Raw genomic sequence first — 19,459 nt, 5'->3', positions numbered from 1 at the left:
GTCCGCACCCCCCGAACCTCCCGCACCCCTCCGCGCCCACGCCGTCCAAAAACGCATGCGACGAGGCAGCACACGGCTCAGCTAACCCAAGGGAGACAACGTGAACGACAACCCGCAAAGGCTTCCCGTGCTCGCCGCATTCGGATTCCTCGGCCTCCTCGGCGGCCTCCTCGGATGGGTCCTCAGCGGCTACTGGCAGTTCGCCGCCGTCGGCGCCGCCGCCTTCCTCGCATGCGCCGTCATCGGCGCCGCCATCGACAACGGGCGCGGCGCGTGAACGACAAGACCACCCCGAACGTTGGGCAACGCTGGCGCCGCAACCGCGACGGACAAGAGATCGACATCGAGCACGCAATCGGCCGGATCATGATGTGCCGCAAGGCAGACACCGGCGAGACGCTCACGCTCGACCTCGCCCTACTCAACAACACCAAGCCACACGGCTACCTCTACGTCGGACCAACCCCATGAGGTGACCACATGGGACTGTGCACCCTCACAGGATGCGGACGGGATGCATGGGCGCGATTCGCATGCGACCGGTGCACCGAACACATCCGAACCCATCTGCGCGAGATCGAGCGCTACGCCGCCNNAAAGCCGGGGACGCGGCGGCGACGGCGGACGCCGCGCCCCCGGCTTCGAAAGCCGAAGCCCCGCCGACGACAGCAAAATAGCCGCCGACGACTACCGCAGCCGATCCACAGGAGACGGACCCGACGACACAGACGGCGACGTCATGTCCATGCTCGGCACCATCCACGGCATCAACGAAGGACTCCGCGCAGAGCTAGGCATTCCGGCACGCCCACCCCGGGAACTCGCCAAAGAAATCGGATGGCTGCTCGGACAAATCGATTGGTGCGCAACACAACCATGGATCGCAGACGTCGCCGACAACATCCGCGAACTCCACTCACAAACCCGCCGCCTCTCCCGCGACGCGCCACCCCGCCCCGTCGGCGACTGCCTCGCCGCCAACTGTCACGGCCAGGTCTACCCGGCACTAATCGACAACCCCGCCGACCCCTACGGCCCGCGAATCGAGGGAGGCCGCTGCACCGACTGCCGCGAACCCTATGACTGGATACGCCTGATCGAGCTACGCCGGACCACAATGACAACCCAAGCCGGTTAGGAGGAAACCCATGGGCCGACACGAACCCATCATCAACATCTCACCCGACCGGGTGTTGATCGACCGCCGCACCCTCGCCCACATCACCCAACGGCCCGTCCCCACCATCCGCGCACGTTGCACAGTCGTCGACTACAGCACCGACCGCCGCGCCCTCTACGACCTCGACCAGGCCCAAGCCGTCCTAGCGGTCACCCCGCCGCGTGGTCATCGCATCGTTCCACTTGAAACCTGACCGGCCGCTATAGCAGGGTGAATGCCACGGGCAGAACTCTGCCCGCGCCCCGGGTCGATGCGCTCGAAGGTCCGCACATCCGCATCACCCCACGAAGCCCCCAGGCCTCACAGCCTGGGGGCTTCACCATGTCCGGTCCACAAAGGAGACAGCGCGATGACCGATCCGACGCCATACCCCGGCCCCGCCGACGCCGACCCGCGCGAGGAACAGCCACCAGCGCCGCCCGTCCCGGCGCAGCCCGACATCACCCCCACGCCGGACGGAGACGAGGACACCGCCGCCGTCGGCGGCGACCAGGGCGACACCGACAACGCCCCCGAACCGGCTTAATGCCCGCCGCAATCGCGCTGTTCGTCCTCGCACTCGCGTGCATCGTCATCGGGCTTCTCACCGGCCACGCATGGGCCTACGCGCTGTCTGTCGCGCTCAGCGTCGGAGCAGGAATCGTTGCCATGCTCAACGACAACAAGCGTGAGTGCCCCCGGTCGGATTTGAACCGACACTCAACACGACCTTGAACCGCGCGCCTCTGCCAGTTGGGCCACGGGGGCAGCGCTGATCGTAGCGCGCACCATTGGTGTTCCCCGGCGCCCACCGGATGCACCGCTACACCTAAGCGACCGCGCCGGGAAACACCGCCAACACTACACCCACCACAATGGACGAAAGACCCGTATGCGCTGGCGCACCGGCAACAAGAACGCCCGCAACATCTACTTCGTCACCGCCGACGGCGATGAGCTCCACGTCGGCGTGATGTTCACCGAATCACTCGGCCGCTACATCACCGCCGCGTTGAACGACCTCGAAGCAACCGACCCGCCAATGCCCGGCGGCGACATCAGCGCACCCGCACGACCCGACAACACGCCATAGGGGGTGCCCGTGCCGCTCCCATCGTCCGTGCAGACCGTCAACGTCCACGGTCGCTACGCCGCGATGCCCAACGGCAACGCCCCCAACGGACACGTGTACTTCGTCGCACCCGTTCCGCTCCGCGTCACTGCCGATGACACGATCGTCCTGCCCGACGTCTACCCCGCCGAAGTCATCGCCGGTCAGTTCACCATCGCGCTCCCCGTCACCGACGACCCCGCGATCACGCCAAGCGGCTGGACGTACGAAGTCGTTGAAGCACTCGACGACCAGCCCCGCCGCCGCTACCGCATAGCCGTCCCGCGCGCAACCGTCGGCACACTCGAACTCGCCGACGTGCAACCCGCCGTCACCCCGATCCCCGCCGTCTCCTACGCCACCTCCGCCGACATCGTCGCCCTCGACGCCCGCGTAGACGCCCTCGAAGCCACCCCCGGCGGCGGCGTCACCGACCACGGCGCACTGACCGGCCTCGCCGACGACGACCACGCCCAGTACTTCAACGCCGCGCGCCTCGCAACCGCACTTTCGCCCTACGCAACGGTTGCCGCGGTGACCACCTCGCTCGCAACCAAAGCCGACAGCCCGCATTCCCATACACAGGACCAGGTCTCAGGCCTTACGGCGACGCTCGCCAGCAAGGCGGACGGCACACACACGCACGTAATCGGTGAGGTCACCGGACTGACCGCCGCCCTCGACAGCAAGGCGCCGACAGCGCACACCCACATCACCGCCGACGTAACAGGCCTAGACGCCGCCCTCGCGGCCAAAGCCGCCGCCGCCCACACGCACACCCTCGCCGACGTCACCGGCCTGCCAGCGGCCCTCTCAGCCCTCGCAACCAAACCCGTGGTGCGCACCGCCTACATCACCAGCGGCAACATCACCCCGCTACCCGACACCGGCGGCGCATGGAGCCGCCCCGGCGCCGCCAACGGACTCCCCGCAGACTTCACCCTCGACCTCCCCGCCAACGTCGGCGACTGGGTCGAACTCGGCATCAACGCCATGAAGTCCGACAACACCCAAGCGTTCTTTGACGCCGCCGTAATCGTCGGCGCCACAGTGGTTCGCTACCTCGCCAGCGGCACCAACACGCCCGCCGTAGAAGGTGACCCCGCCTGGTATCCGCCGCCATACCGAGGCATCACCTCGGCACGCGGCTTCGTCGTCGAAGCCGGACACCTCGACGGCGGCAACATCCGCTTCATCCTCGCCAACAAAACATCCGGCGCCGGAGCGCTCTACGCATCCGAATCCTTCCCGTTCTGCTGGACAGCGAAAAACCTCGGCCCGGTGAACTGACCACAATGGACATCACCCGAGACCCCTACTGGCAGCGCATCGCCAACATCACCAGGTGGCTCGACGACCACCCCGCCTGCTACGGCGACGCCCTACAGTGGCGAGTCGGCAAAATCGCCGAAGAACTCGGCGAAGCCCACGAAGCAATGGGCGCCATGGCCGGACAGAACCCACGCAAGCTCACCCCCAACACACGCGCGGGCAACGTCGAACACCTCGCCGCCGAACTCGCCGACGTCATCGTGACCGCATCCGTCGCGCTGTTCACGTTGACGCCGTCAGCAGACAGACAACTCACGCGCCGCCTCAACACCATCCACGACCGCATCACGACCAAGAACGGAACTCCACCATGACCGGTCTCATCGGCTGCATCCTCACCTTCCTCACCGACCTCCTTTCCCTGCTCTGAAACACGAAAGTCCCCCTGCGGCAACAGCCACAGGGGGACTCCCAGAACACCTCAGGACATCAGAGCCAACCCGACGGATCCGACTCTGGGAACGCCTCGCCGACACACCGCGCGAGGTCTTCGGCCTCAACGTCGCCAGAGGACTCGAACACGTCGCGCGCCAACCGCCAGAACCACTCAGCGCCGATGCGATCAACCGTGATGAACACGTGGCCGTCAACGTGCTGCTTCTGGTCAGAGTTCGCAATGTGGCTCCACACCGACATGTAGCCCACCACACCAGGCCGTCCCGGCTCCGAGCGCTTCACGTACTCGCACACCGACGCCGCTACAGCGAACGTGCGACTCTCCCGCAACACCGGCGATTGTGAATCGCTGTGTCCGAACTGGACACGGTTCACCTCAAGCGTGAACGCACCCGGCGCCAAGCCCTGCGCTTCCGCCACCGTCTGCGCCGCGCGCACGAACCCGTCCGGTCCGCTCGGCACATCGGCGAGAACCTCCGTGCCTTCATCAACTCTCACCGTGAAGTTGGAACCCGCGCGATCCACGATCGCGTGAAACCCCTGGCCGTGCACCAACGCACGGTGCCGACTCACGTGATCCACCAGAACGACAGTCGAGTTTGCCCGCATCGCCGCCGTCTGAGTGCTGTTCCCGTTCATGCCCTCTTCTCCCTGAACTCGTTGTGCAACTTGGTTGCTCGGTCTACGAACGCACGCGCGGCGTTGTACTCGCCTAGGCTCTGCGCGCCGTCGCCCTTGTTCACGGCGGCAACCTCCTCGTGATATCCGGCCCACATCAACAGTGCCGCAGCCTCATCGGCGGACTCGACCGTGATCCGCACGGCACCCTTGGCGTTCGCCGGTGCGTCGATCATCTTCCGGAACACCGCGTCACAGGCATCGGTCACCGCCCTGTCACCGTCTTTAAGGTCGATCCACCGTTGCGTACCGGCCAGCCAATCAAGGCACGGCGCCGTGATCAGGATCCGGCGCGGCGTCACGACCGGGGGCACCTCGACCCGTTCCGGCGCGACCGGCGCCGGAGCTGCGCGCCGACGGCCCCCGCCGACACCCCGGCCAACCGAGCGCCACGCCAGCAACGCGGGCCGCAGACGCGCGTCCCACACGATCGGCCCGCTGACGCCCTCCAGAGGCGCCGGGAACGCGTTCGGGTGTCCCTCTGGGTACCTCGACCGGTAAGACCGCACAGTGGCCTCTGAGACGCCTCTGAGGGCCGCTACGTCGGCCACGGTGAGGCGGTCCCGCAACACCCGGCCGGACACCCGGTCAATGTGCGCGTCGACTTCCTGGCAGACCGCGTCCGGCACGGCCGGGCGACCGCACTCCGCGCATGGCCCCCACAACGCCTTGTCGTGCCTACAAGCGCCGTCGACATCGACATACGCCATGAGCCGATCAAGGTTGATGCCCTCGCGCTCCGCGATCGCCCGCACCGCGTCGGCGAGCTGCGTCGCCGACGCCGGAACACCAGCCAAGGTCAACACCTCCCTCGCAACGTCGCAACGCTGCTGTTGCGACGTTGCGGTGACGGTATCGCACCAGCGGCCACGGCGTTACATGCGACTCAACTCGTTAACCAGCACGCGCACCCGCGCCGCCTTGGCCTCCGACATCCCCAACACGAACGCAACCGCCTTCAACGTGACCGGATCCGGCCGCTGAAACCGCCCGCATATCACCCTCGTCACGTACCCCTCAGTCCTGCCCACACGGCGCGACACCTCCGCCGCCGTCAACGTGGACCTCTTCACAGCATCGCCGATCAAACCGGCCAACTCAGCCACCCGCCGGTCAATCCCCTCCGGATCATCCGTCATGCGCCCCAACGGGCGTGAGTGGCGGACGTAGCAATCGTTCAACCTTGTTGCGATATCAGCGATTCGTTCAATATCCGCCTCATCTGTGTTGAGCGCCATGAGAAGCGCCCGCAACACGTCAACCTTCGGCTGACGCACATAACCGGATGTCAGCTTGGACCACCAAGGTTGCTGGCGCCCAACGATTGCCGCCATCTGCGCAGCGGACTTCTTGGCCCGATCCTGAACCGCGCGCATCTCCCGAGCAAGCTCATCCGCCAGACGCGCCGCCAGCCCCTCAAGATCACCACGACCGTCCGAATCGGACGTCACGATTCCCCCTCGCCACACGGCGACGCCGCGAGGGCTTTCGCCACGCCCAAACCGCTCTCCGTCAACATGAACAGACGCCGACGGGTGCGATCCTCCGGAAACCACTTAATCTTGCTCACCATCAAGCCAGCTTCCTCACACTGGATCAAACGGTGACGCGCCGAATTGATCCCGAGCGCCGTCACTCCAACAAACTCCTTCGCCTCGTAGCACCGCGTCGGATCCTTCAAGCAGTACAAGAGAATCTCTCTCCGGTACTTCGGCAGATGTCCCCCACTCCACAGCTCAACGTGATCACGCAGGACGCCACCGACACCGACATGCGGAGCTGCGTACTCAATCTGCCGATTGGGTTCATGTCGGGTCTTCTCCTTGAAGTCCCTCAGACGCAACGAAAGTGCTTCGCGAAGCTCCTCCCGAACGAAGATCTGACGTCGCACCTCCAGATTCGCAAAGTCATACGGGTCAAGGCCTTCCTGCCAACACAGCCCGAACCAACCAGACGCCGCCAAAGGCCTCATGTTCGCTGTGACCGTGGTAGGGCCAAGCCCCGACTCAGCGGTGATCTCAGCTGACGTGAGCTTCCTCGGCGGACCACACTCTGAATCCGGCAGCAACAAACCGACGATCACAGCACGCGGGCGAGTCATGATCAGGGACCTGAGTTCCGGTTCCCACGCCGGAATCGGACCAGCCTGAGCCTCATCATTCGACGCGGGAACGTCCAGCATCATCGCCCCCCGTCCGAAACAGGCAGCCCATCAAGATCACCTAGACGGCGCCCGAACCTGAGCACCGCCTCACGAACCGCAGACACACCAACCTTCGTCAGAAGGAAGTACCGGCCCGAGACACGTCCCTCAGCGGCGGCAACGGCCCCAGGCTCCAACCAACTCACGACATAACCGCTGGTCTCCATCGTGCTCATCAGCCGACACAACGGATCGACACAGATACCGGTTGTCCTCGCGAGATCCATGGCATGCCGGGGGACATCCGGTGACCGGTACATCACCGCCAACAAGATTCCTTGCTGCAAAGACATGTCGAGGGACACCGGAGGGTCGTCCGTCCGAGGTTGTTGGGTAGGCATGACGCGGGACCATATCCAAACGATCCGGCATGAAGAACACCTGGTGGGCCTACAACTTTGGTACATGGGCGTACCACAACTTGGTACAGGGGTGTACCGCATGCCGACGTCGCCGCCCACCCGCTGCACCGAACCCGGCTGCACCACCCTCACCACAGACACCAAGTGCGACAACCACAAACACCGCGACCGCACCCACGAACAACGCACCCGCCACCGTGGCAACGACCACTGGGGAACCGGCTCAACAGGACGATGGCGCCGCGTCCGCGCCGTCCAACTCGCACACCATCCGGCATGCAACATGTGCGGCCAACCAGCCGACCAAGTCGACCACGTCATCCCCCGCGCCATCGGCGGCGCCATGTACGACCCCGCCAACCACCAAAGCCTCTGCGCACCCTGCCACCACAAGAAAACCGGGCAGGAAATGGGCATCACCCAAGCCGGACGCACACGCGACCCGCGCACCTACCGCGTAGACAACCGCGTCATCGTCGTCAGCGGCTCACCCTGCTCCGGCAAAACAACCTATGTGGCGCAACGCAAACAACCCGGTGACATCGTTTTCGACTTCGACGCCCTAGCCCTCGCCCTAGGCGCACCCGGCGACCACGCACAACCCGCACACTTCGTCCCGTTCGTCTGCGAAATGCGAGATGCCTTCCTCGCACGCCTCACCCGCAAACACCACGCCCCCCGCGTCTGGATCATCACCTGCGACCCGCGCCTAGCCGATCAACTCGTTGGCGCACAACACATACAGATCAACGCCACACGCGACCAATGCATGGCACGCGCCGTCACCGCCAAACGGCCACACCGCTGGACCGAACTAATTGAGGCGTGGCACCACGAACACGGCTGACGATTGCGGGGGTAACGCCCCGTGCCACAGCCCCGACTGCTCGACCTGTTCTGCTGCGGCGGAGGCGCCGCCGTCGGCTACCAACGCGCCGGATACCACGTCACCGGCGTCGACATCCGGCCACAACCCCGCTACGCCGGACACCAGTTCCACCAAGCCGACGCCCTCGACTACCTCGACCGCCACGGCCACGAATACGACGCGATCCACGCATCGCCACCCTGTCAACGATTCTCGCGCCTCAACGCCTACAACCAGGTCCGCACCTACCCGGACCTAATCACGCCCATCAGACGGGCACTCAGAGCGCAACACGTGCCCTACGTCATCGAGAACGTAGAGACCGCACACCGCGAACTCATCAACCCCGTCAAGCTCTGCGGCACCATGTTCGGACTCAAGATCTACCGACACCGCCTCTTCGAGACCAACTTCCCAGTCCCCATCCCCGAACACCCCCGGCACGTCTGGCCGTGCACCCGCAACAGCTACCTACCCACGCCAGACGCGCCATACATGAGCATCCATGGCGGCAAACACAGCCACACCTGGCAAAGCACCGCATGCCAATACATGGACCTCCCACACCTCGACGTCACCACCAGCGGCGCCACCATCCGCGACGCCATACGCGAGATCTGCGAAGCAATCCCACCCGCCTACACCCACCACATCGGCGCCGCCGCCCTCAACCCATGGGGCGCAACCGAAACACCCGCACAACTCACCGCGTTCTAGCCGAAGAACTCGGCCACAGCATCAACAAAACCCTTACCCAACAACCACTCCCGCGCCGCCTCATCCGAGATCCGGTTGTACGACGCTGGAGTTACACCGCCACGCGGCGAATACAAGATCCACATTCCGTCATCCGTGCAGAACAAGTCCAGATCCTTGAACGAGGACGCACCCACCTCGATCACCCCGCCGTCAAACTTTCGAGACCGATCGGGAACAAACGTCCCCGCCACAACCCGCGCCGTCTCATCCTGCTCGGCATCGTCGAACCTGACCGTCCGACGCTCGAAGTACGGAACCTCAGGTGGCCACGACATCAACCAACTCCACAACGTCTATACCGCAACGGAAAGAGGGAGCCAGATGGTAGCAGTAACCGCAAAGGTCAAGTGCACCAACAAAACTCCCAGCTTCCGCGACCAACAGACCCTGTGGTTCGCACCCAACTACGACGACGACCGAAACAAAGAGTGGGCCGAAGCAACCCCCACACTCTCACTTCAGATGGTCGTCAAGGGCAGCGTCGCCGAACACTTCAAGCCCGGCAACGCCTACACCCTCACCTTCACCCCTGATCAGTAGTCCCAGGAGCACGGCGCAGACGCCGACCCGCCAGAAAGTCAGCCGGAGGCCGCCGCCGGTTGCGACGCTCCATCTCCACAGCTTCGCGCGGCATGTTGTGCCACACATCTAGCGTGATCGCACGACCGGCATCAACCACCGCATGCAACAGGTGAAGACCGTCCACAACTCGACCACGCTCATCAACCACCACACGATGATCCGGCGAACTCGTCCACGGCCGGTCAGGATCGACCATCGCCGCAGCAATGGAACGCACACGCGGCCACACCACAGCTTGCGGATTATCCGCCCACTCAACAAGATCCGCAGCCAACTCCGGCGTGACGGAAACACGGCTGTGAACGAACGACGTGAACGGCACCAGCAGGTCAGGAATCGGCCCCGTACAACGGGGATCATAGGCAATCAACGGCCCCAACTCCGGGCCGTCCAACAGGGACAACACGTCTGACATTGGCCGCGTCTCCAACAACCATCGCGCCCTGTCAATGTCACGCCCGACGGCACTCAGCAGAAGCGTCGCCTCCGCATGGTCAATGCCGAACGCCCACCGAAGTCGCTCCGCCGGAGAAAACTCCCGCCCCCGATCCAGGAAGCGGTCAGACGGATACGACAAAGGTTGCCACACGTCACCCGAGGAATCCGACGGCGCACACTTCCGGCCCCGATCGAGGAACCCTGACTGGTCCGTCACGCCGACACCCCCGGCCACGACTTCTCAGAGTTGTGCACCACATCCACACGCACCGTCACACCCGAACGAACAACAGCATGCAACAAGTGCTGACCCGCAATCGTCTTCCCATCCCGACCAACATGAACCTCATTGTGAATGCTGGTGAACTCCGGATCATCCACCCAGTGCGGAAGGCGAAAAGCCCACCCATCAACAACCTGATCATTCAACGGGCGCGCACCATCCGTGTAGTTCGCCAGCAACGCCTCCGCCAACCCAGGGGTCATCTGCACCGCGTGGTGAGTGAACTCCCCACCCGGCTCCAGATCGTCCGGCACCAGACCAGTCAGCGGCACATACGCACACAACACCTCACCGCCGTTCGTCTCCACATGCTCACGAACTACCTCCCAACGGTGAAGCTCCACAACCTCGCGCGACTTCTCAACATGATCGGCAGTACGGCCCACGATCCGATACAAGTCCCCGTAGAACTTCGCGAACTGCTCAACACCCGTGCTGGCGAGGAACGTCCGAGCACGGTCAATCAGCGTGTAGTTCACATCCTTAGGCGCAACAAACACCCCCGGTCGCGGACGGACGTACAACACAGTCCACAAGATCACCGGTCCGGTCGCTTCGACATCTTCCGGCAGCGCCCCAAGCTCATCCTGATCAGCCATAACCGGACAGCGTAGACCGACGACCAGGCACCACGATCGAAGTAGACCAATGCGCACCGTGCACCCGAATGGCCTAGCGACCGAACTAGACCAATCCCTCCCAAATGGTGGTTACGAAGGGTAACGATCATGGGGATATGGGGTCAAAATCCCTGGTTCTCCGCCGCCGCCATGCCGCCGCCGGTGAGGCAGCGATTCGCGTGCCAGGTTTTCGTAACTGAGTGTAATGCTTGGAACTAAGCCAATCCGTGCTCGGAATTCGCCGGCACTGGGTGGACCAATCGGTGTCAGTCCTGTTGGGACGATGCTGGCGGTGTGGTGGCTGGTGGGCGGTTGGACGGTGGGTTGGTGGGCGGCTGGTCGCTGATTCGGTGTGGTTCGAGTTGCGCCGGTTCTGGGTCCGTGGTCCTGGTGGACGTCGTCAACGGGTGGCCCGTGCGGGGGCGCTGAGTGCGTCTGTGCGGGCCGTACCGGTTCGGCGAGGTGGGGTTGTGCCGGTGGCATGGGAAAGCCCCCGCAGAGTGGCTCTCATGCGGGGGCTTGGTTCCGGTCGGCGGACCGGCTACCGGCTTTTCTCAGGAGCGGGGTTCTGGGGCATGGGCCGACACGCCGCGTGGTGCACCAAGCACACGAGGGCGGGGCCGCCGTCCGAGCCGAGGAGGCTTGCCGCGTATTGGTCTTCGGGGTACTCCGGGTTGTCGGCGTATCCGTTGGCGTGCATGTACTCGCAGGCGGGGGACAGCACGGTTGCGAGTAGGTCATATTGGTCGGCGGTCAGTCTGGCCGTGAGGCCGTCGACGTTGACCGGGAGGTTTCTCAAGAGGTCTTCGACGGCTGCGACGTCGGCGGGGTCGATGTCGTCCGGGACGTGTGCGAGCGCGATTGCTACCGCTGTGGCGACTGTTAGCTGTCCGGGCCATTCGCGTGCGGGTAGCGGTAGGTCGTGCGTCTCTCGGATGGGCGTTCGGAGTTTTTCGCTGTAGTTGCGGGGTGTGACGGTCATGAGCGTTGTCCGATCTCGTGGTCGACTTCGACGTAGTAGTTGGTGAGGCCGTGGTGTTGGGCGACTACTTCGCCAGCTTTGGCGTAGGTGCGGGCGTTGCCGATGTGCTTCTCGACGTCGTCGGCGTGGGTGTCCGATGCGGACAGTTCGACCCAGTAGCGGCGGGTACGTGATTCGGTGTCGACACCGGCGCGCGCTTGAAAGCCGGGGCCGATGATGACGGCTTTGCCGGGTTCCACAACATCCACGTAGACCCTGGCGGCGGTGTCGCGGTCGGTGACGGTCGGTGCACTGTATGCCTTGTCGAGCTTGGCTTTCTGCTTGGCATCGATGCGTGCTTGCCGTGCCTTGCGGTTCTCGTAGAGGACGACTTCCCAGAGACTCATTCCGTCGTGTTCGGGGTTGTCCGAGATGCGGCGCGGGCCGATTGGGTCGTGCGCCGGTTCAGATGCGGGCGCGGGCGCGGGTTCAGATGCGGTCGTTTCGGGGGCGGTGTCGTTGCCGTGCCTCTGAGCGCGGAAGTAGTCATAGACCTCGTTCCAGTCGGCTGCCTCAATGGTCTTTTGGCTAAGTTCGCTGTTGTCTCCCAACCACTTCATCGCTTGTTCGCGGTAGGTCTCGTGGCTGGTGAAGCTGAACGTCTCACCGGCGGATCCCCAGACGTCGCGGTCGTCCTTAGCGCGTTGGAGGTTGCGGAACACGTCGTTGGTCGCGCGCCCGTTGATAGGCCTCAGTGGCGCGAGAGGGGCCAGCGGGTCGGGCGCGGCCTGGTCGGTGCCGGTCATGACGGCGGGCCTGTCAGCGTGCGTTTGAGCGCCCGTTGCCGGGGTGTCTGCGGCGGTCGTCTTGCGCGGGCGCCCGCCTCCCTTGCCGCGTCCGGTTGGTGTCCAGGCCTTGAGTTCGTCGACACGGTCGGCGCTCCACCATGGGGAACGTCCGATGACGCCGTTCTCTTTGGGGAATGGGTTCGGGTGGTCTTCCCCGTATCGGCGCCGGTAGCGGCGGGTGACTGTGATGTCTTCCTTTCTGAGGTCTGCGACCAGGGCGAAATCGAGTGAGGTCCCGATGGCGGGGGTTGGTTCCGGCGTGTTGTCGAGCACGAATTCGTAGCTGGCGGCAAACACCTCGTACCAACGTTCTGAGAAGAGAGCGAAGCCCTCATCGTTGGCTGTGGCTGTGGCGTTCTCCTCGGCGTCGCGGAACGCCTTGGCTTCCGGCGACAGGTCCAGTCCGAAGCTTGCGGCTTCGGTGCCGTCGGCGCAGAGGCGGTCGTATAGCTCCTTGGCGCTCACCCTGACTCCAAACTTCGTCACATGATGTTCCAAAGTTATATCACGGGTGCAGCTCGTAGCGTTACAGCACCCCTCTGACCAGGCAATACGGCGCTGATCCTGCGAGCTCAACACCGGCCAACGCGAGACGCGCCGGACCGCCAGCTCCCGCACCGCGTCACGCGCCTCCAACCCACCCCTGAAAGGCGGTCAACCATGGGTTCCATCGGTGACCTGATGAACGACCACCGGCCGGTGTGTGGCCACGCTGACACGCTCGAACACCCCAAGTGCGGACGCCCGGCGGCGTGGCACGTCCTCATTGACGACGCCGACATGCACGGCCTCACCAGCCTCGCCGCGTGCCCGGCTCACGTCACGGTCGCGAGGTCATGCGGCAACGTGCTCCAACAGCACGCGTACGACGGCGTGTGCGGCATGCCCGGCACCCTGTGGAACCCCGACTCGAACCGCTGTGAACTCGACGGGACGGGCGTCTCCCGCAACAGCGTGGCGGTCAGCCATGGGTAAGCGCGGACCCCGCCAGAAACCAACCGCACTCCGGCTGCTCGACGGCGACCGAAAGAGCCGCATCAACACCGACGAACCCGTTGCCCGCATCGGACTTCCGCAGTGCCCGGACGAGGTAGCCGACGACGTCCGGCAGGTGTGGGACTACACCGTCAACGAGCTTTCCGTTATGGGCGTTGCGTTTCCGGCTGATCGTGACTCGCTGCTCTGCTACTGCGAGGCGGTTGTGACGCACCGGCGGGCGTGCGCGGTACTCCGTGACACGGACGTGTTGGTGCGTGGTCTCCACGGGACGCAGGTCCGGAACCCGGCGTTGCAGATTCAGCGGGACGCGGCTGCGATGATCCGCGCGTTCGCGCAAGAGTTCGGGTTGACGCCGTCCGCGCGGTCGACGATCCGATCCCAGGAAGCGGGGCGGACTCGTGACCAGGAGGACGCCGTCAACCCGTTCGCCGGACTCGGGTCCTAGCCGCCGGATCCGTCTGCCATCGCGGGAACGCCTGGAGCGCTTGAAGATCTCCCGCGAAGTCGCGCACTACATGCTGTCGCGCGGGATCCCATTGCCGACGTGCCCGCCGTTGATCCAGACGCCGGACCCCGGCGAAGCCCCCGACGCCGTCTTCGATCCTGCTCGTGTTGACCACGTGCTCACAACGTTTGCTCTGTTGCGACATACGCAGGGTCAGTGGGCAGGAAGGCCCCTCAAGCCGGACTCGTGGCAGGTCGCCTACATCATCGCGCCGGTCTTCGGGTGGGTGCGTTGGGATGACGACGCCGCCGAGTACGTGCGCGTTGTCCGCTCGGTTTACGTTGACGTGCCACGGAAAAACGGAAAGTCCACCATCGGCGGCGGTATCGCCCTGTACATGGTCGGGGCCGACGGCGAACCCGGCGCACAGGTCGTCACAGCCGCTACCAATGAGCGGCAAGCCGGGTTCGTCTTCGGGCCTATCAAGCAACTCGCGGAGTCCTCACCGGCGCTCAAGCCGTACGTTCACACGACGATCAAGCGCATCGTGCATCGGCCGTCGGCGTCCTACGCCGAGGTGATCACGGGTGTCGGCGACGCGCAGCACGGCGCGAACATCCACTGTGGAATTGTCGATGAACTCCACGTGCACAAGTCGCCGGATCTCGTTGAGGCTCTGGAGACCGGCACGGGTTCGCGGCGGCAACCGCTATTGGTGACGATCACGACGGCCGACGCCGGGAAGCCGGGCACGATCTACGCGCGGCGCCGCCACTATGTGGAGCAACTCGCTCGCCGCGTCCTGGTCGACCACGCCACCTACGGCGTGGTGTGGGCGGCCGAGGAACACGACGACCCGCATGCAGAATCCACGTGGGCCAAGGCAAACCCGGGTTACGGGGTGTCGCCGACGCGGGCGTACCTACAGGCTGCGTCGGACAAGGCGCGGCAGTCTCCGGCGGATCTCGCGGCGTTCCTTCGTCTTCACCTGGGGGTGAGGACGAAGCAACTCACGAGGTTCATCACGTTGGACGCGTGGGACGCGAACGGCGGTGTGCCGGTCGACGCCGACGCGTTGGCGGGCCGTGAGTGCTACGGGGGTCTTGACCTCGCGTCCACTTCGGACCTGTGTGCGTTGTGCTGGTTGTTCCCGGATGACGAGAACGGCGGCTATGACGCGCTCTGGCGGCTCTGGACCCCTGACGGAAACTTGCCCTCGCTGAACAAGCGAACGGCCGGTGAGGCTGATGTGTGGGTGCGTTCCGGGCTGCTGACGGTGACCCCGGGCAACGTCGCCGACTACGACGCGATCAGGGTCAAGATCAACGCCGACCGCGAACGGTTCACCGTGCGCAGCTTGGGCTACGACCCGTGGAACGCCTCGCAGCTCAGCAACGACCTCGCCGCCGACGGCGCACCCCTGGTCAAGGTTCGACAGGGCGTGCACACGCTGTCGCCACCACTGAAAGAGCTTCAACGCGTGGTGCTCGCCGGTGCTGGCGGCACGCCCCTGTTGCGACACAACGGCAATCCGGCGGTCCGGTGGATGGTCGACAACCTCGCCGTCGCAGTCGACGCATCCGGAAACGTCAAGCCGGACAAGGCTTCCAGCGCCGACAAGATCGACGCCGTCTCGGCATTGACGATCGCCATGTCGGAAGCGATGACACGGCAACCGCCGCGTCGATCCGCGTACGAAGACCACGACCTCTCAGTGATCTGACCCTAGAACGGAGCAGGTTTGATCAACGTCTCCGGGCGTCACTCATCAACCGTCCACATTGCACAGTACTTCAGCTTCGGTCATCTGACGCACCAGTATGCGCGAGACGTAGCCGAAGCATTTCACGACTTCGCCGCCGCCCTGATCGATGATCTCCCGGACAACCCGGAGTTCACTGTTGCGCTGCGAAAGCTGTTGGAAGCCAAGGATGCCGCCGTGCGCACGGTCGTCTTCCGAGGTGAGGACGAATGACGTCGGCCGCCAGCAAGGTTCGCGTTGAGGTCGAGCTAGACGACCCCCGTCTGTGGCGGGCCGCCGCGTCTTTGCTGATGGACGACGACCGGCTGAGCGGTCACATCCTGAGCATGTGGGTCACGGTCGACAGCGACGACTCATCCCCCGACGAACAGTGATAGACGAGAGGGGGCGCGTGTGGGGTCGTGGCGCCGTCTCATCCGCAAAAGCGTTGTCGTGAACCAAGAAGGCCGCGCGTTCTCCGGGATCCTGTGGGCGCAACACGGCCCTCTGTTGATCCTGCGGAACGCGCAGCTTCTCTTGCCAGGAAGGGAACCTCAACCACTCGACGGCGAGGTCGTCGTTGAGCGCACGTCCGTCCACTTCATACAGGTTGTGGGGTGATCGGGCCGTGGCTTTCGTTGTGTCGTCTGGACAACTGACGTCGGCTACCACGCCGCTACTGCCAGTACTTCCGCCATCGTCGGTGCAGCTCACCGACGGACTGTATGCCGACTTCGCCACCATCTGGCGAACACAAGCTCAAGTGCGGACGGTCGTGAACTTCCTCGCGAGGAACATCGCACAGTTGGGCCTGCACTTCTACCGCCGCCAGTCTGATGTGGACCGTGTTCGGTTGACCGATCATCCGGTTGCACAGTTGTTCGCGCGGCCGAATCCTGCGATCACCACATATCGGTTGATCCAGACTCTTGTGTCCGACTTCGCGGTATACGACCGCGCGTACTGGGTCAAGGTCCGCGACGGCAATGACCTCCTCGGCCTGGTGCCGGTTCCGCCGTCCCGCGTGCGTCCTGTCGGAAGTAGTTGGCTCTCGCCAGACGAGTTCGAGATCCGGCCGTTGCGTTCCACGTGGACTGACCGTTCCCAGGTGCGCCGGTTCCCGGCAGACCAGGTCGTGCACTTTCGGGGCTACGACCCAGAAAACCCGTGGTCCGGCAACAGTCCGATGAACGCGTTGCGATCGCTGCTGATCGAGGAGTACGAAGCAACGCGCCAGCGGCAAAGCATGTGGCGCAACGGTGCCCGGCACTCCGCGTGGATCACGCGCCCGGTCGACGCCCCCGGCTGGTCGCCCGAAGCGCGTGAGCGGTTCACGTCTCAATTCCGGTCCGCGTACACCGGCGCCGGTGGCGACGTCGGCGGCGTGCCGTTGCTCGAAGACGGCATGTCGCTCAACAGCGTCGGCATGGACTCGAAGCAAACCCAGTACGTCGAAAGCCGGAAGCTGACGCGCGAGGAAGTGTGTTCGGCGTACTTCATTCCGCCGCCCATGATCGGCATCTTGGATCACGCCACGTTCAGCAACATTCGTGAGCAGCACAACATGTTGTATCAGGACTGTCTTGGTCCGTGGCTCACGATGATCTCGCAAGAGATTGCGCTGCAAGTACTTCCGGACATGGCCGACTCGGTAGACGTGTACGCCGAGTTCAACATCGCCGAGAAGATGCGCGGCTCGTTCGAGGAACAAGCCCTTGCCGCCAGCACTGCGGCGGGTCGTCCGTGGATGACCGCCAACGAGGTGCGCGCCCGATTCAACTTGCCACAGCACGAAGACGGCGACGAACTCGTTGTTCCGCTGAACGTTCTCGTTGGCGGGCAAGCATCTCCGCGTGACAGCGCCCCGAAGTCGATCGAGGCAACACGCCTTGACCGGGCACCTGTCGCGGATCTCGTTGCACACCAGTAAATCCGAGCCGTCCGTGACGGCAACCTTGGGGAAGTTCTATGCACATCAAGACTGCCCCGGTCACGATCAAGGCGGCCGGGACTCAAGACGGAACGGCTGAGGGTGTCTTTGAGGCAATCGTCAGCGCGTTCAACAACGTTGACTCGTATGGGGATGTAGTTCTCCCCGGCGCGTTCACCGACACGCTTGCCGACTGGAAGGCGTCGGGCGACCCGATTCCCGTGCTCTGGTCGCACGCGGCAAACGATCCTGACTACCACATCGGCTACGTACTCGAAGCCGAGGAACGAGCCGAGGGTCTGTGGGTCCGAGCGCAACTCGATCCTGACGACCTCGCCGAAACCCGAAGCAAGACAAGCAAGATTTACAGGTTGCTCAAGGGCCGCCGCGTCACACAGTTTTCGTTTGCGTTCGACGTCATCGACGCCGGATGGGGCGAACGAGACGACCGCGACGTGTACGAGCTGCGCAAGCTCAAGCTCTACGAAGTCGGCCCGTGTCTGATCGGTGTCAACCAGGCAACCAGCTTGCTGGACATCAAGGCACGCAAGGAAGGTCCGCCGGTCCGACCGGCCACGGCCGACACCACGAAGACCGACAACACGCACGACGACAAGGCCACGCCAGCCACGCCTGAACCAACCCCGGATCCGTCCACTGTGGCCACTCCGGAGCCCGTTCATGCCAGGTCCGGAACCGCCTCGGCACGTCTGCGCACCGACATCGCCCTTCTTGAGGTCGATGTCTTGACGCTCACGAACTGAGGAGAAACCCCTTGCCTAACAAGAAGGTTGAGGAGCTGGCCGAAGAGCTGAAGGCCAGCCTTCTCGCAATCCGAACGCTGACCGACAAGGCAGACGCTGAGGATCGAGACCTTAACGACACCGAGCGCGCCGAGGTTCAGACGGCTTTCGCCAAGGCGGAAGCCGTGAAGAAGAAGCTTGAAACCGCGAAGTCCGACGCGAAGATCCGCGCCGCCGTGCGAGACCTCGGGACCGGCTTCGACTTCGAGCCTGACTCCGGCGTGAAGACCAGCCCGACCGGCCTCATTGTCCCGGACGGCCGCAAGTCTCTCGGTCAGCTCTACGTTGACTCGGCCGAGTACAAGGAACTGATCTCGTCTGTCCCGGGTGGACAGTTCAGCAAACAGCACCGCGTTGCGTCGCGCCCGACCGGGTTCACGCGTCTGGTGCCGAAGCGTGGCACCAAGGCCCTCATCACCGGCACCTCGGACACCTCGGCCGGTGCGCTCGTCCAGAACGACTACCTCGGTCTCCAGGTTGGCGCTGACATCTTCCAGCGCCCACTGATGTTGCGTGACTTGATCACGCCGGGCACGACCGAGAGTGACACCGTCGAATATGTGCGTGTCACCGGCTTTACGAACGCCGCCGCGCCGGTGGCGGAGGCGACCAGCACGGCCAACGGCACGAAGCCGGAATCGTCGCTCACCACGGCGAAGGTGTCGACGCCGGTTAAGACGATCGCGCACTGGATTCCGGCAACTAAGCGCGCTTTGTCTGACGCTGCACAGATTCGCACACTGATCGACAACTTCTTGGAGTACGGACTCGAAGAGGAACTCGAAGATCAGATTGTCGCGGGCGACGGCACCGGCGAGAACTTCGAAGGTCTCGCAACGGTTTCCGGTACGCAGTCGCAGGCGTGGGACACGGATCTCCTGACCACCACGCGCCGCGCCAAGACCAAGGTTCGCACCGTCGGGCGGTCGGTCCCGACCGCC

At 64.3% G+C, this 19,459-nt stretch carries 28 protein-coding genes and 1 tRNA gene; 19 read left to right on the top strand and 10 right to left on the bottom strand.

What is annotated here, in order from left to right:
* Positions 1-100: 100 nt before the first annotated feature.
* The 5 genes from B0F77_RS48265 (at position 101) to B0F77_RS48260 (ending at position 1,706) form a co-directional block, all read left to right on the top strand.
* Positions 101-277, top strand: coding sequence for a hypothetical protein (locus tag B0F77_RS48265; RefSeq protein WP_158102941.1), 177 nt, complete (start codon positions 101-103; stop codon positions 275-277).
* The gene (locus B0F77_RS38840; protein ID WP_086668054.1) at positions 274-471 is read left to right on the top strand and encodes a hypothetical protein; all 198 of its coding nucleotides are present in this window, start codon (positions 274-276) and stop codon (positions 469-471) included. Before B0F77_RS48265 ends, B0F77_RS38840 begins: the two co-directional genes overlap by 4 nt.
* A 268-nt stretch (positions 472-739) precedes the next feature.
* A complete protein-coding gene (locus B0F77_RS47415; RefSeq protein WP_158102940.1) occupies positions 740-1,138 on the top strand; it encodes a hypothetical protein in 399 nt (132 codons plus the stop codon).
* Positions 1,139-1,148: 10 nt separating this feature from the next.
* The gene (locus B0F77_RS38835; RefSeq protein WP_086668053.1) at positions 1,149-1,373 is read left to right on the top strand and encodes a hypothetical protein; all 225 of its coding nucleotides are present in this window, start codon (positions 1,149-1,151) and stop codon (positions 1,371-1,373) included.
* Positions 1,374-1,529: 156 nt separating this feature from the next.
* On the top strand, positions 1,530-1,706 hold the full coding sequence (locus B0F77_RS48260) for a hypothetical protein (protein ID WP_158102939.1): 177 nt from the start codon (positions 1,530-1,532) through the stop codon (positions 1,704-1,706).
* A 146-nt stretch (positions 1,707-1,852) separates the two neighbouring features.
* Here B0F77_RS48260 and B0F77_RS38830 read toward each other — a convergent pair.
* Positions 1,853-1,927 (bottom strand) — tRNA-Leu (locus tag B0F77_RS38830).
* A gap of 124 nt (positions 1,928-2,051) precedes the next feature.
* Here B0F77_RS38830 and B0F77_RS38825 point away from each other — a divergent pair.
* From B0F77_RS38825 to B0F77_RS38815, 3 genes are read left to right on the top strand one after another with little or no spacing between them, the layout of a single operon-like run.
* Entirely contained in the window at positions 2,052-2,252 is a 201-nt protein-coding gene (locus B0F77_RS38825) for a hypothetical protein (RefSeq protein WP_086668052.1), read from the top strand.
* A 27-nt stretch (positions 2,253-2,279) separates the two neighbouring features.
* On the top strand, positions 2,280-3,560 hold the full coding sequence (locus B0F77_RS38820) for a phage tail fiber repeat family protein (RefSeq protein WP_143467146.1): 1,281 nt from the start codon (positions 2,280-2,282) through the stop codon (positions 3,558-3,560).
* A gap of 5 nt (positions 3,561-3,565) precedes the next feature.
* Positions 3,566-3,916, top strand: coding sequence for a MazG-like family protein (locus tag B0F77_RS38815; RefSeq protein WP_086668050.1), 351 nt, complete (start codon positions 3,566-3,568; stop codon positions 3,914-3,916).
* A 115-nt stretch (positions 3,917-4,031) separates the two neighbouring features.
* Here the strand turns inward: B0F77_RS38815 and B0F77_RS38810 are convergent, their stop codons facing one another.
* The 4 genes from B0F77_RS38810 to B0F77_RS38795 form a co-directional block, all read right to left on the bottom strand.
* Positions 4,032-4,637 carry a hypothetical protein gene (locus B0F77_RS38810; protein WP_086668049.1) on the bottom strand — a complete coding sequence of 202 codons (606 nt, stop codon included), beginning with the start codon at positions 4,635-4,637 and terminating at the stop codon, positions 4,032-4,034.
* Positions 4,634-5,473 (bottom strand): hypothetical protein, encoded by an 840-nt coding sequence (locus tag B0F77_RS38805; protein ID WP_143467145.1) that lies wholly within the window; start codon positions 5,471-5,473, stop codon positions 4,634-4,636. Before B0F77_RS38805 ends, B0F77_RS38810 begins: the two co-directional genes overlap by 4 nt.
* A 78-nt stretch (positions 5,474-5,551) precedes the next feature.
* Entirely contained in the window at positions 5,552-6,127 is a 576-nt protein-coding gene (locus B0F77_RS38800; RefSeq protein ID WP_086668047.1) for a helix-turn-helix domain-containing protein, read from the bottom strand.
* Positions 6,124-6,858: a hypothetical protein gene (locus B0F77_RS38795; protein ID WP_245849229.1), complete on the bottom strand. Its 735-nt coding sequence runs from the start codon at positions 6,856-6,858 to the stop codon at positions 6,124-6,126. Before B0F77_RS38795 ends, B0F77_RS38800 begins: the two co-directional genes overlap by 4 nt.
* A gap of 360 nt (positions 6,859-7,218) precedes the next feature.
* Here B0F77_RS38795 and B0F77_RS38790 point away from each other — a divergent pair, with 360 nt between their 5' ends.
* Together B0F77_RS38790 and B0F77_RS38785 are read left to right on the top strand one after the other, a co-directional pair.
* Positions 7,219-8,088, top strand: coding sequence for an HNH endonuclease (locus tag B0F77_RS38790; protein ID WP_158102938.1), 870 nt, complete (start codon positions 7,219-7,221; stop codon positions 8,086-8,088).
* A gap of 21 nt (positions 8,089-8,109) precedes the next feature.
* On the top strand, positions 8,110-8,826 hold the full coding sequence (locus B0F77_RS38785; protein WP_086668044.1) for a DNA cytosine methyltransferase: 717 nt from the start codon (positions 8,110-8,112) through the stop codon (positions 8,824-8,826).
* Here B0F77_RS38785 and B0F77_RS38780 read toward each other — a convergent pair.
* Positions 8,823-9,143 (bottom strand): hypothetical protein, encoded by a 321-nt coding sequence (locus tag B0F77_RS38780; RefSeq protein WP_086668043.1) that lies wholly within the window; start codon positions 9,141-9,143, stop codon positions 8,823-8,825. The two genes, B0F77_RS38785 and B0F77_RS38780, sit on opposite strands and share 4 nt — an antisense overlap.
* Before the next feature lie 46 nt (positions 9,144-9,189).
* Here B0F77_RS38780 and B0F77_RS38775 point away from each other — a divergent pair, with 46 nt between their 5' ends.
* Positions 9,190-9,408: a hypothetical protein gene (locus B0F77_RS38775; RefSeq protein ID WP_086668042.1), complete on the top strand. Its 219-nt coding sequence runs from the start codon at positions 9,190-9,192 to the stop codon at positions 9,406-9,408.
* Here the strand turns inward: B0F77_RS38775 and B0F77_RS47410 are convergent.
* The 4 genes from B0F77_RS47410 to B0F77_RS38760 all read right to left on the bottom strand — a co-directional run bounded on the left by B0F77_RS47410 (position 9,392) and on the right by B0F77_RS38760 (position 13,065).
* The gene (locus B0F77_RS47410; protein WP_143467143.1) at positions 9,392-9,865 is read right to left on the bottom strand and encodes a hypothetical protein; all 474 of its coding nucleotides are present in this window, start codon (positions 9,863-9,865) and stop codon (positions 9,392-9,394) included. The genes B0F77_RS38775 and B0F77_RS47410 overlap by 17 nt on opposite strands.
* A gap of 236 nt (positions 9,866-10,101) precedes the next feature.
* Positions 10,102-10,770 (bottom strand): hypothetical protein, encoded by a 669-nt coding sequence (locus tag B0F77_RS38770; RefSeq protein WP_086668041.1) that lies wholly within the window; start codon positions 10,768-10,770, stop codon positions 10,102-10,104.
* A 562-nt stretch (positions 10,771-11,332) separates the two neighbouring features.
* A complete protein-coding gene (locus B0F77_RS38765) occupies positions 11,333-11,773 on the bottom strand; it encodes a hypothetical protein (RefSeq protein ID WP_086668040.1) in 441 nt (146 codons plus the stop codon).
* On the bottom strand, positions 11,770-13,065 hold the full coding sequence (locus tag B0F77_RS38760; RefSeq protein ID WP_086668039.1) for a hypothetical protein: 1,296 nt from the start codon (positions 13,063-13,065) through the stop codon (positions 11,770-11,772). Before B0F77_RS38760 ends, B0F77_RS38765 begins: the two co-directional genes overlap by 4 nt.
* A gap of 195 nt (positions 13,066-13,260) precedes the next feature.
* Between B0F77_RS38760 and B0F77_RS38755 the strand changes: the two genes are divergently transcribed.
* The 8 genes from B0F77_RS38755 to B0F77_RS38720 form a co-directional block, all read left to right on the top strand.
* Positions 13,261-13,575, top strand: coding sequence for a hypothetical protein (locus tag B0F77_RS38755; protein ID WP_086668038.1), 315 nt, complete (start codon positions 13,261-13,263; stop codon positions 13,573-13,575).
* Positions 13,568-14,044, top strand: coding sequence for a phage terminase small subunit P27 family (locus B0F77_RS38750; protein WP_086668037.1), 477 nt, complete (start codon positions 13,568-13,570; stop codon positions 14,042-14,044). Before B0F77_RS38755 ends, B0F77_RS38750 begins: the two co-directional genes overlap by 8 nt.
* Positions 14,045-14,084: 40 nt before the next feature.
* On the top strand, positions 14,085-15,767 hold the full coding sequence (locus B0F77_RS38745) for a terminase large subunit (protein ID WP_211294254.1): 1,683 nt from the start codon (positions 14,085-14,087) through the stop codon (positions 15,765-15,767).
* An 18-nt stretch (positions 15,768-15,785) separates the two neighbouring features.
* Positions 15,786-16,019, top strand: a complete 234-nt coding sequence (locus tag B0F77_RS38740) for a hypothetical protein (protein ID WP_211294253.1) — start codon at positions 15,786-15,788, stop codon at positions 16,017-16,019.
* On the top strand, positions 16,016-16,180 hold the full coding sequence (locus B0F77_RS48255) for a hypothetical protein (protein WP_158102937.1): 165 nt from the start codon (positions 16,016-16,018) through the stop codon (positions 16,178-16,180). Before B0F77_RS38740 ends, B0F77_RS48255 begins: the two co-directional genes overlap by 4 nt.
* Positions 16,181-16,488: 308 nt before the next feature.
* Positions 16,489-17,715: a phage portal protein gene (locus tag B0F77_RS38730; protein ID WP_158102936.1), complete on the top strand. Its 1,227-nt coding sequence runs from the start codon at positions 16,489-16,491 to the stop codon at positions 17,713-17,715.
* A 38-nt stretch (positions 17,716-17,753) separates the two neighbouring features.
* Complete coding sequence (locus tag B0F77_RS38725; protein WP_086668034.1) at positions 17,754-18,479, top strand: HK97 family phage prohead protease; 726 nt, start codon at positions 17,754-17,756, stop codon at positions 18,477-18,479.
* A gap of 11 nt (positions 18,480-18,490) precedes the next feature.
* Positions 18,491-19,459 (top strand): phage major capsid protein (locus B0F77_RS38720; protein ID WP_143467142.1); only part of this gene is annotated, 969 nt, incomplete at its 3' end.

Origin of the sequence: Lentzea kentuckyensis, from assembly GCF_002150765.1 — a bacterium.
Taxonomy (GTDB): domain Bacteria; phylum Actinomycetota; class Actinomycetes; order Mycobacteriales; family Pseudonocardiaceae; genus Lentzea; species Lentzea kentuckyensis.
Note: the sequence above shows the minus strand (reverse complement) of the source record. Positions and strands in the feature narration are given on the sequence as shown.

Coding starts and splice junctions, on each gene's coding strand:
- B0F77_RS47415 (WP_158102940.1), top strand. CDS start 740: ATGTCCATGCTCGGCACCATCCACGGCATCAACGAAGGACTCCGCGCA.
- B0F77_RS38835 (WP_086668053.1), top strand. CDS start 1,149: ATGGGCCGACACGAACCCATCATCAACATCTCACCCGACCGGGTGTTG.
- B0F77_RS48260 (WP_158102939.1), top strand. CDS start 1,530: ATGACCGATCCGACGCCATACCCCGGCCCCGCCGACGCCGACCCGCGC.
- B0F77_RS38825 (WP_086668052.1), top strand. CDS start 2,052: ATGCGCTGGCGCACCGGCAACAAGAACGCCCGCAACATCTACTTCGTC.
- B0F77_RS38815 (WP_086668050.1), top strand. CDS start 3,566: ATGGACATCACCCGAGACCCCTACTGGCAGCGCATCGCCAACATCACC.
- B0F77_RS38810 (WP_086668049.1), bottom strand. CDS start 4,637: ATGAACGGGAACAGCACTCAGACGGCGGCGATGCGGGCAAACTCGACT.
- B0F77_RS38795 (WP_245849229.1), bottom strand. CDS start 6,858: ATGCTGGACGTTCCCGCGTCGAATGATGAGGCTCAGGCTGGTCCGATT.
- B0F77_RS38790 (WP_158102938.1), top strand. CDS start 7,219: ATGACGCGGGACCATATCCAAACGATCCGGCATGAAGAACACCTGGTG.
- B0F77_RS38780 (WP_086668043.1), bottom strand. CDS start 9,143: ATGTCGTGGCCACCTGAGGTTCCGTACTTCGAGCGTCGGACGGTCAGG.
- B0F77_RS38775 (WP_086668042.1), top strand. CDS start 9,190: ATGGTAGCAGTAACCGCAAAGGTCAAGTGCACCAACAAAACTCCCAGC.
- B0F77_RS47410 (WP_143467143.1), bottom strand. CDS start 9,865: ATGTCAGACGTGTTGTCCCTGTTGGACGGCCCGGAGTTGGGGCCGTTG.
- B0F77_RS38770 (WP_086668041.1), bottom strand. CDS start 10,770: ATGGCTGATCAGGATGAGCTTGGGGCGCTGCCGGAAGATGTCGAAGCG.
- B0F77_RS38765 (WP_086668040.1), bottom strand. CDS start 11,773: ATGACCGTCACACCCCGCAACTACAGCGAAAAACTCCGAACGCCCATC.
- B0F77_RS38755 (WP_086668038.1), top strand. CDS start 13,261: ATGGGTTCCATCGGTGACCTGATGAACGACCACCGGCCGGTGTGTGGC.
- B0F77_RS38750 (WP_086668037.1), top strand. CDS start 13,568: ATGGGTAAGCGCGGACCCCGCCAGAAACCAACCGCACTCCGGCTGCTC.
- B0F77_RS48255 (WP_158102937.1), top strand. CDS start 16,016: ATGACGTCGGCCGCCAGCAAGGTTCGCGTTGAGGTCGAGCTAGACGAC.
- B0F77_RS38725 (WP_086668034.1), top strand. CDS start 17,754: ATGCACATCAAGACTGCCCCGGTCACGATCAAGGCGGCCGGGACTCAA.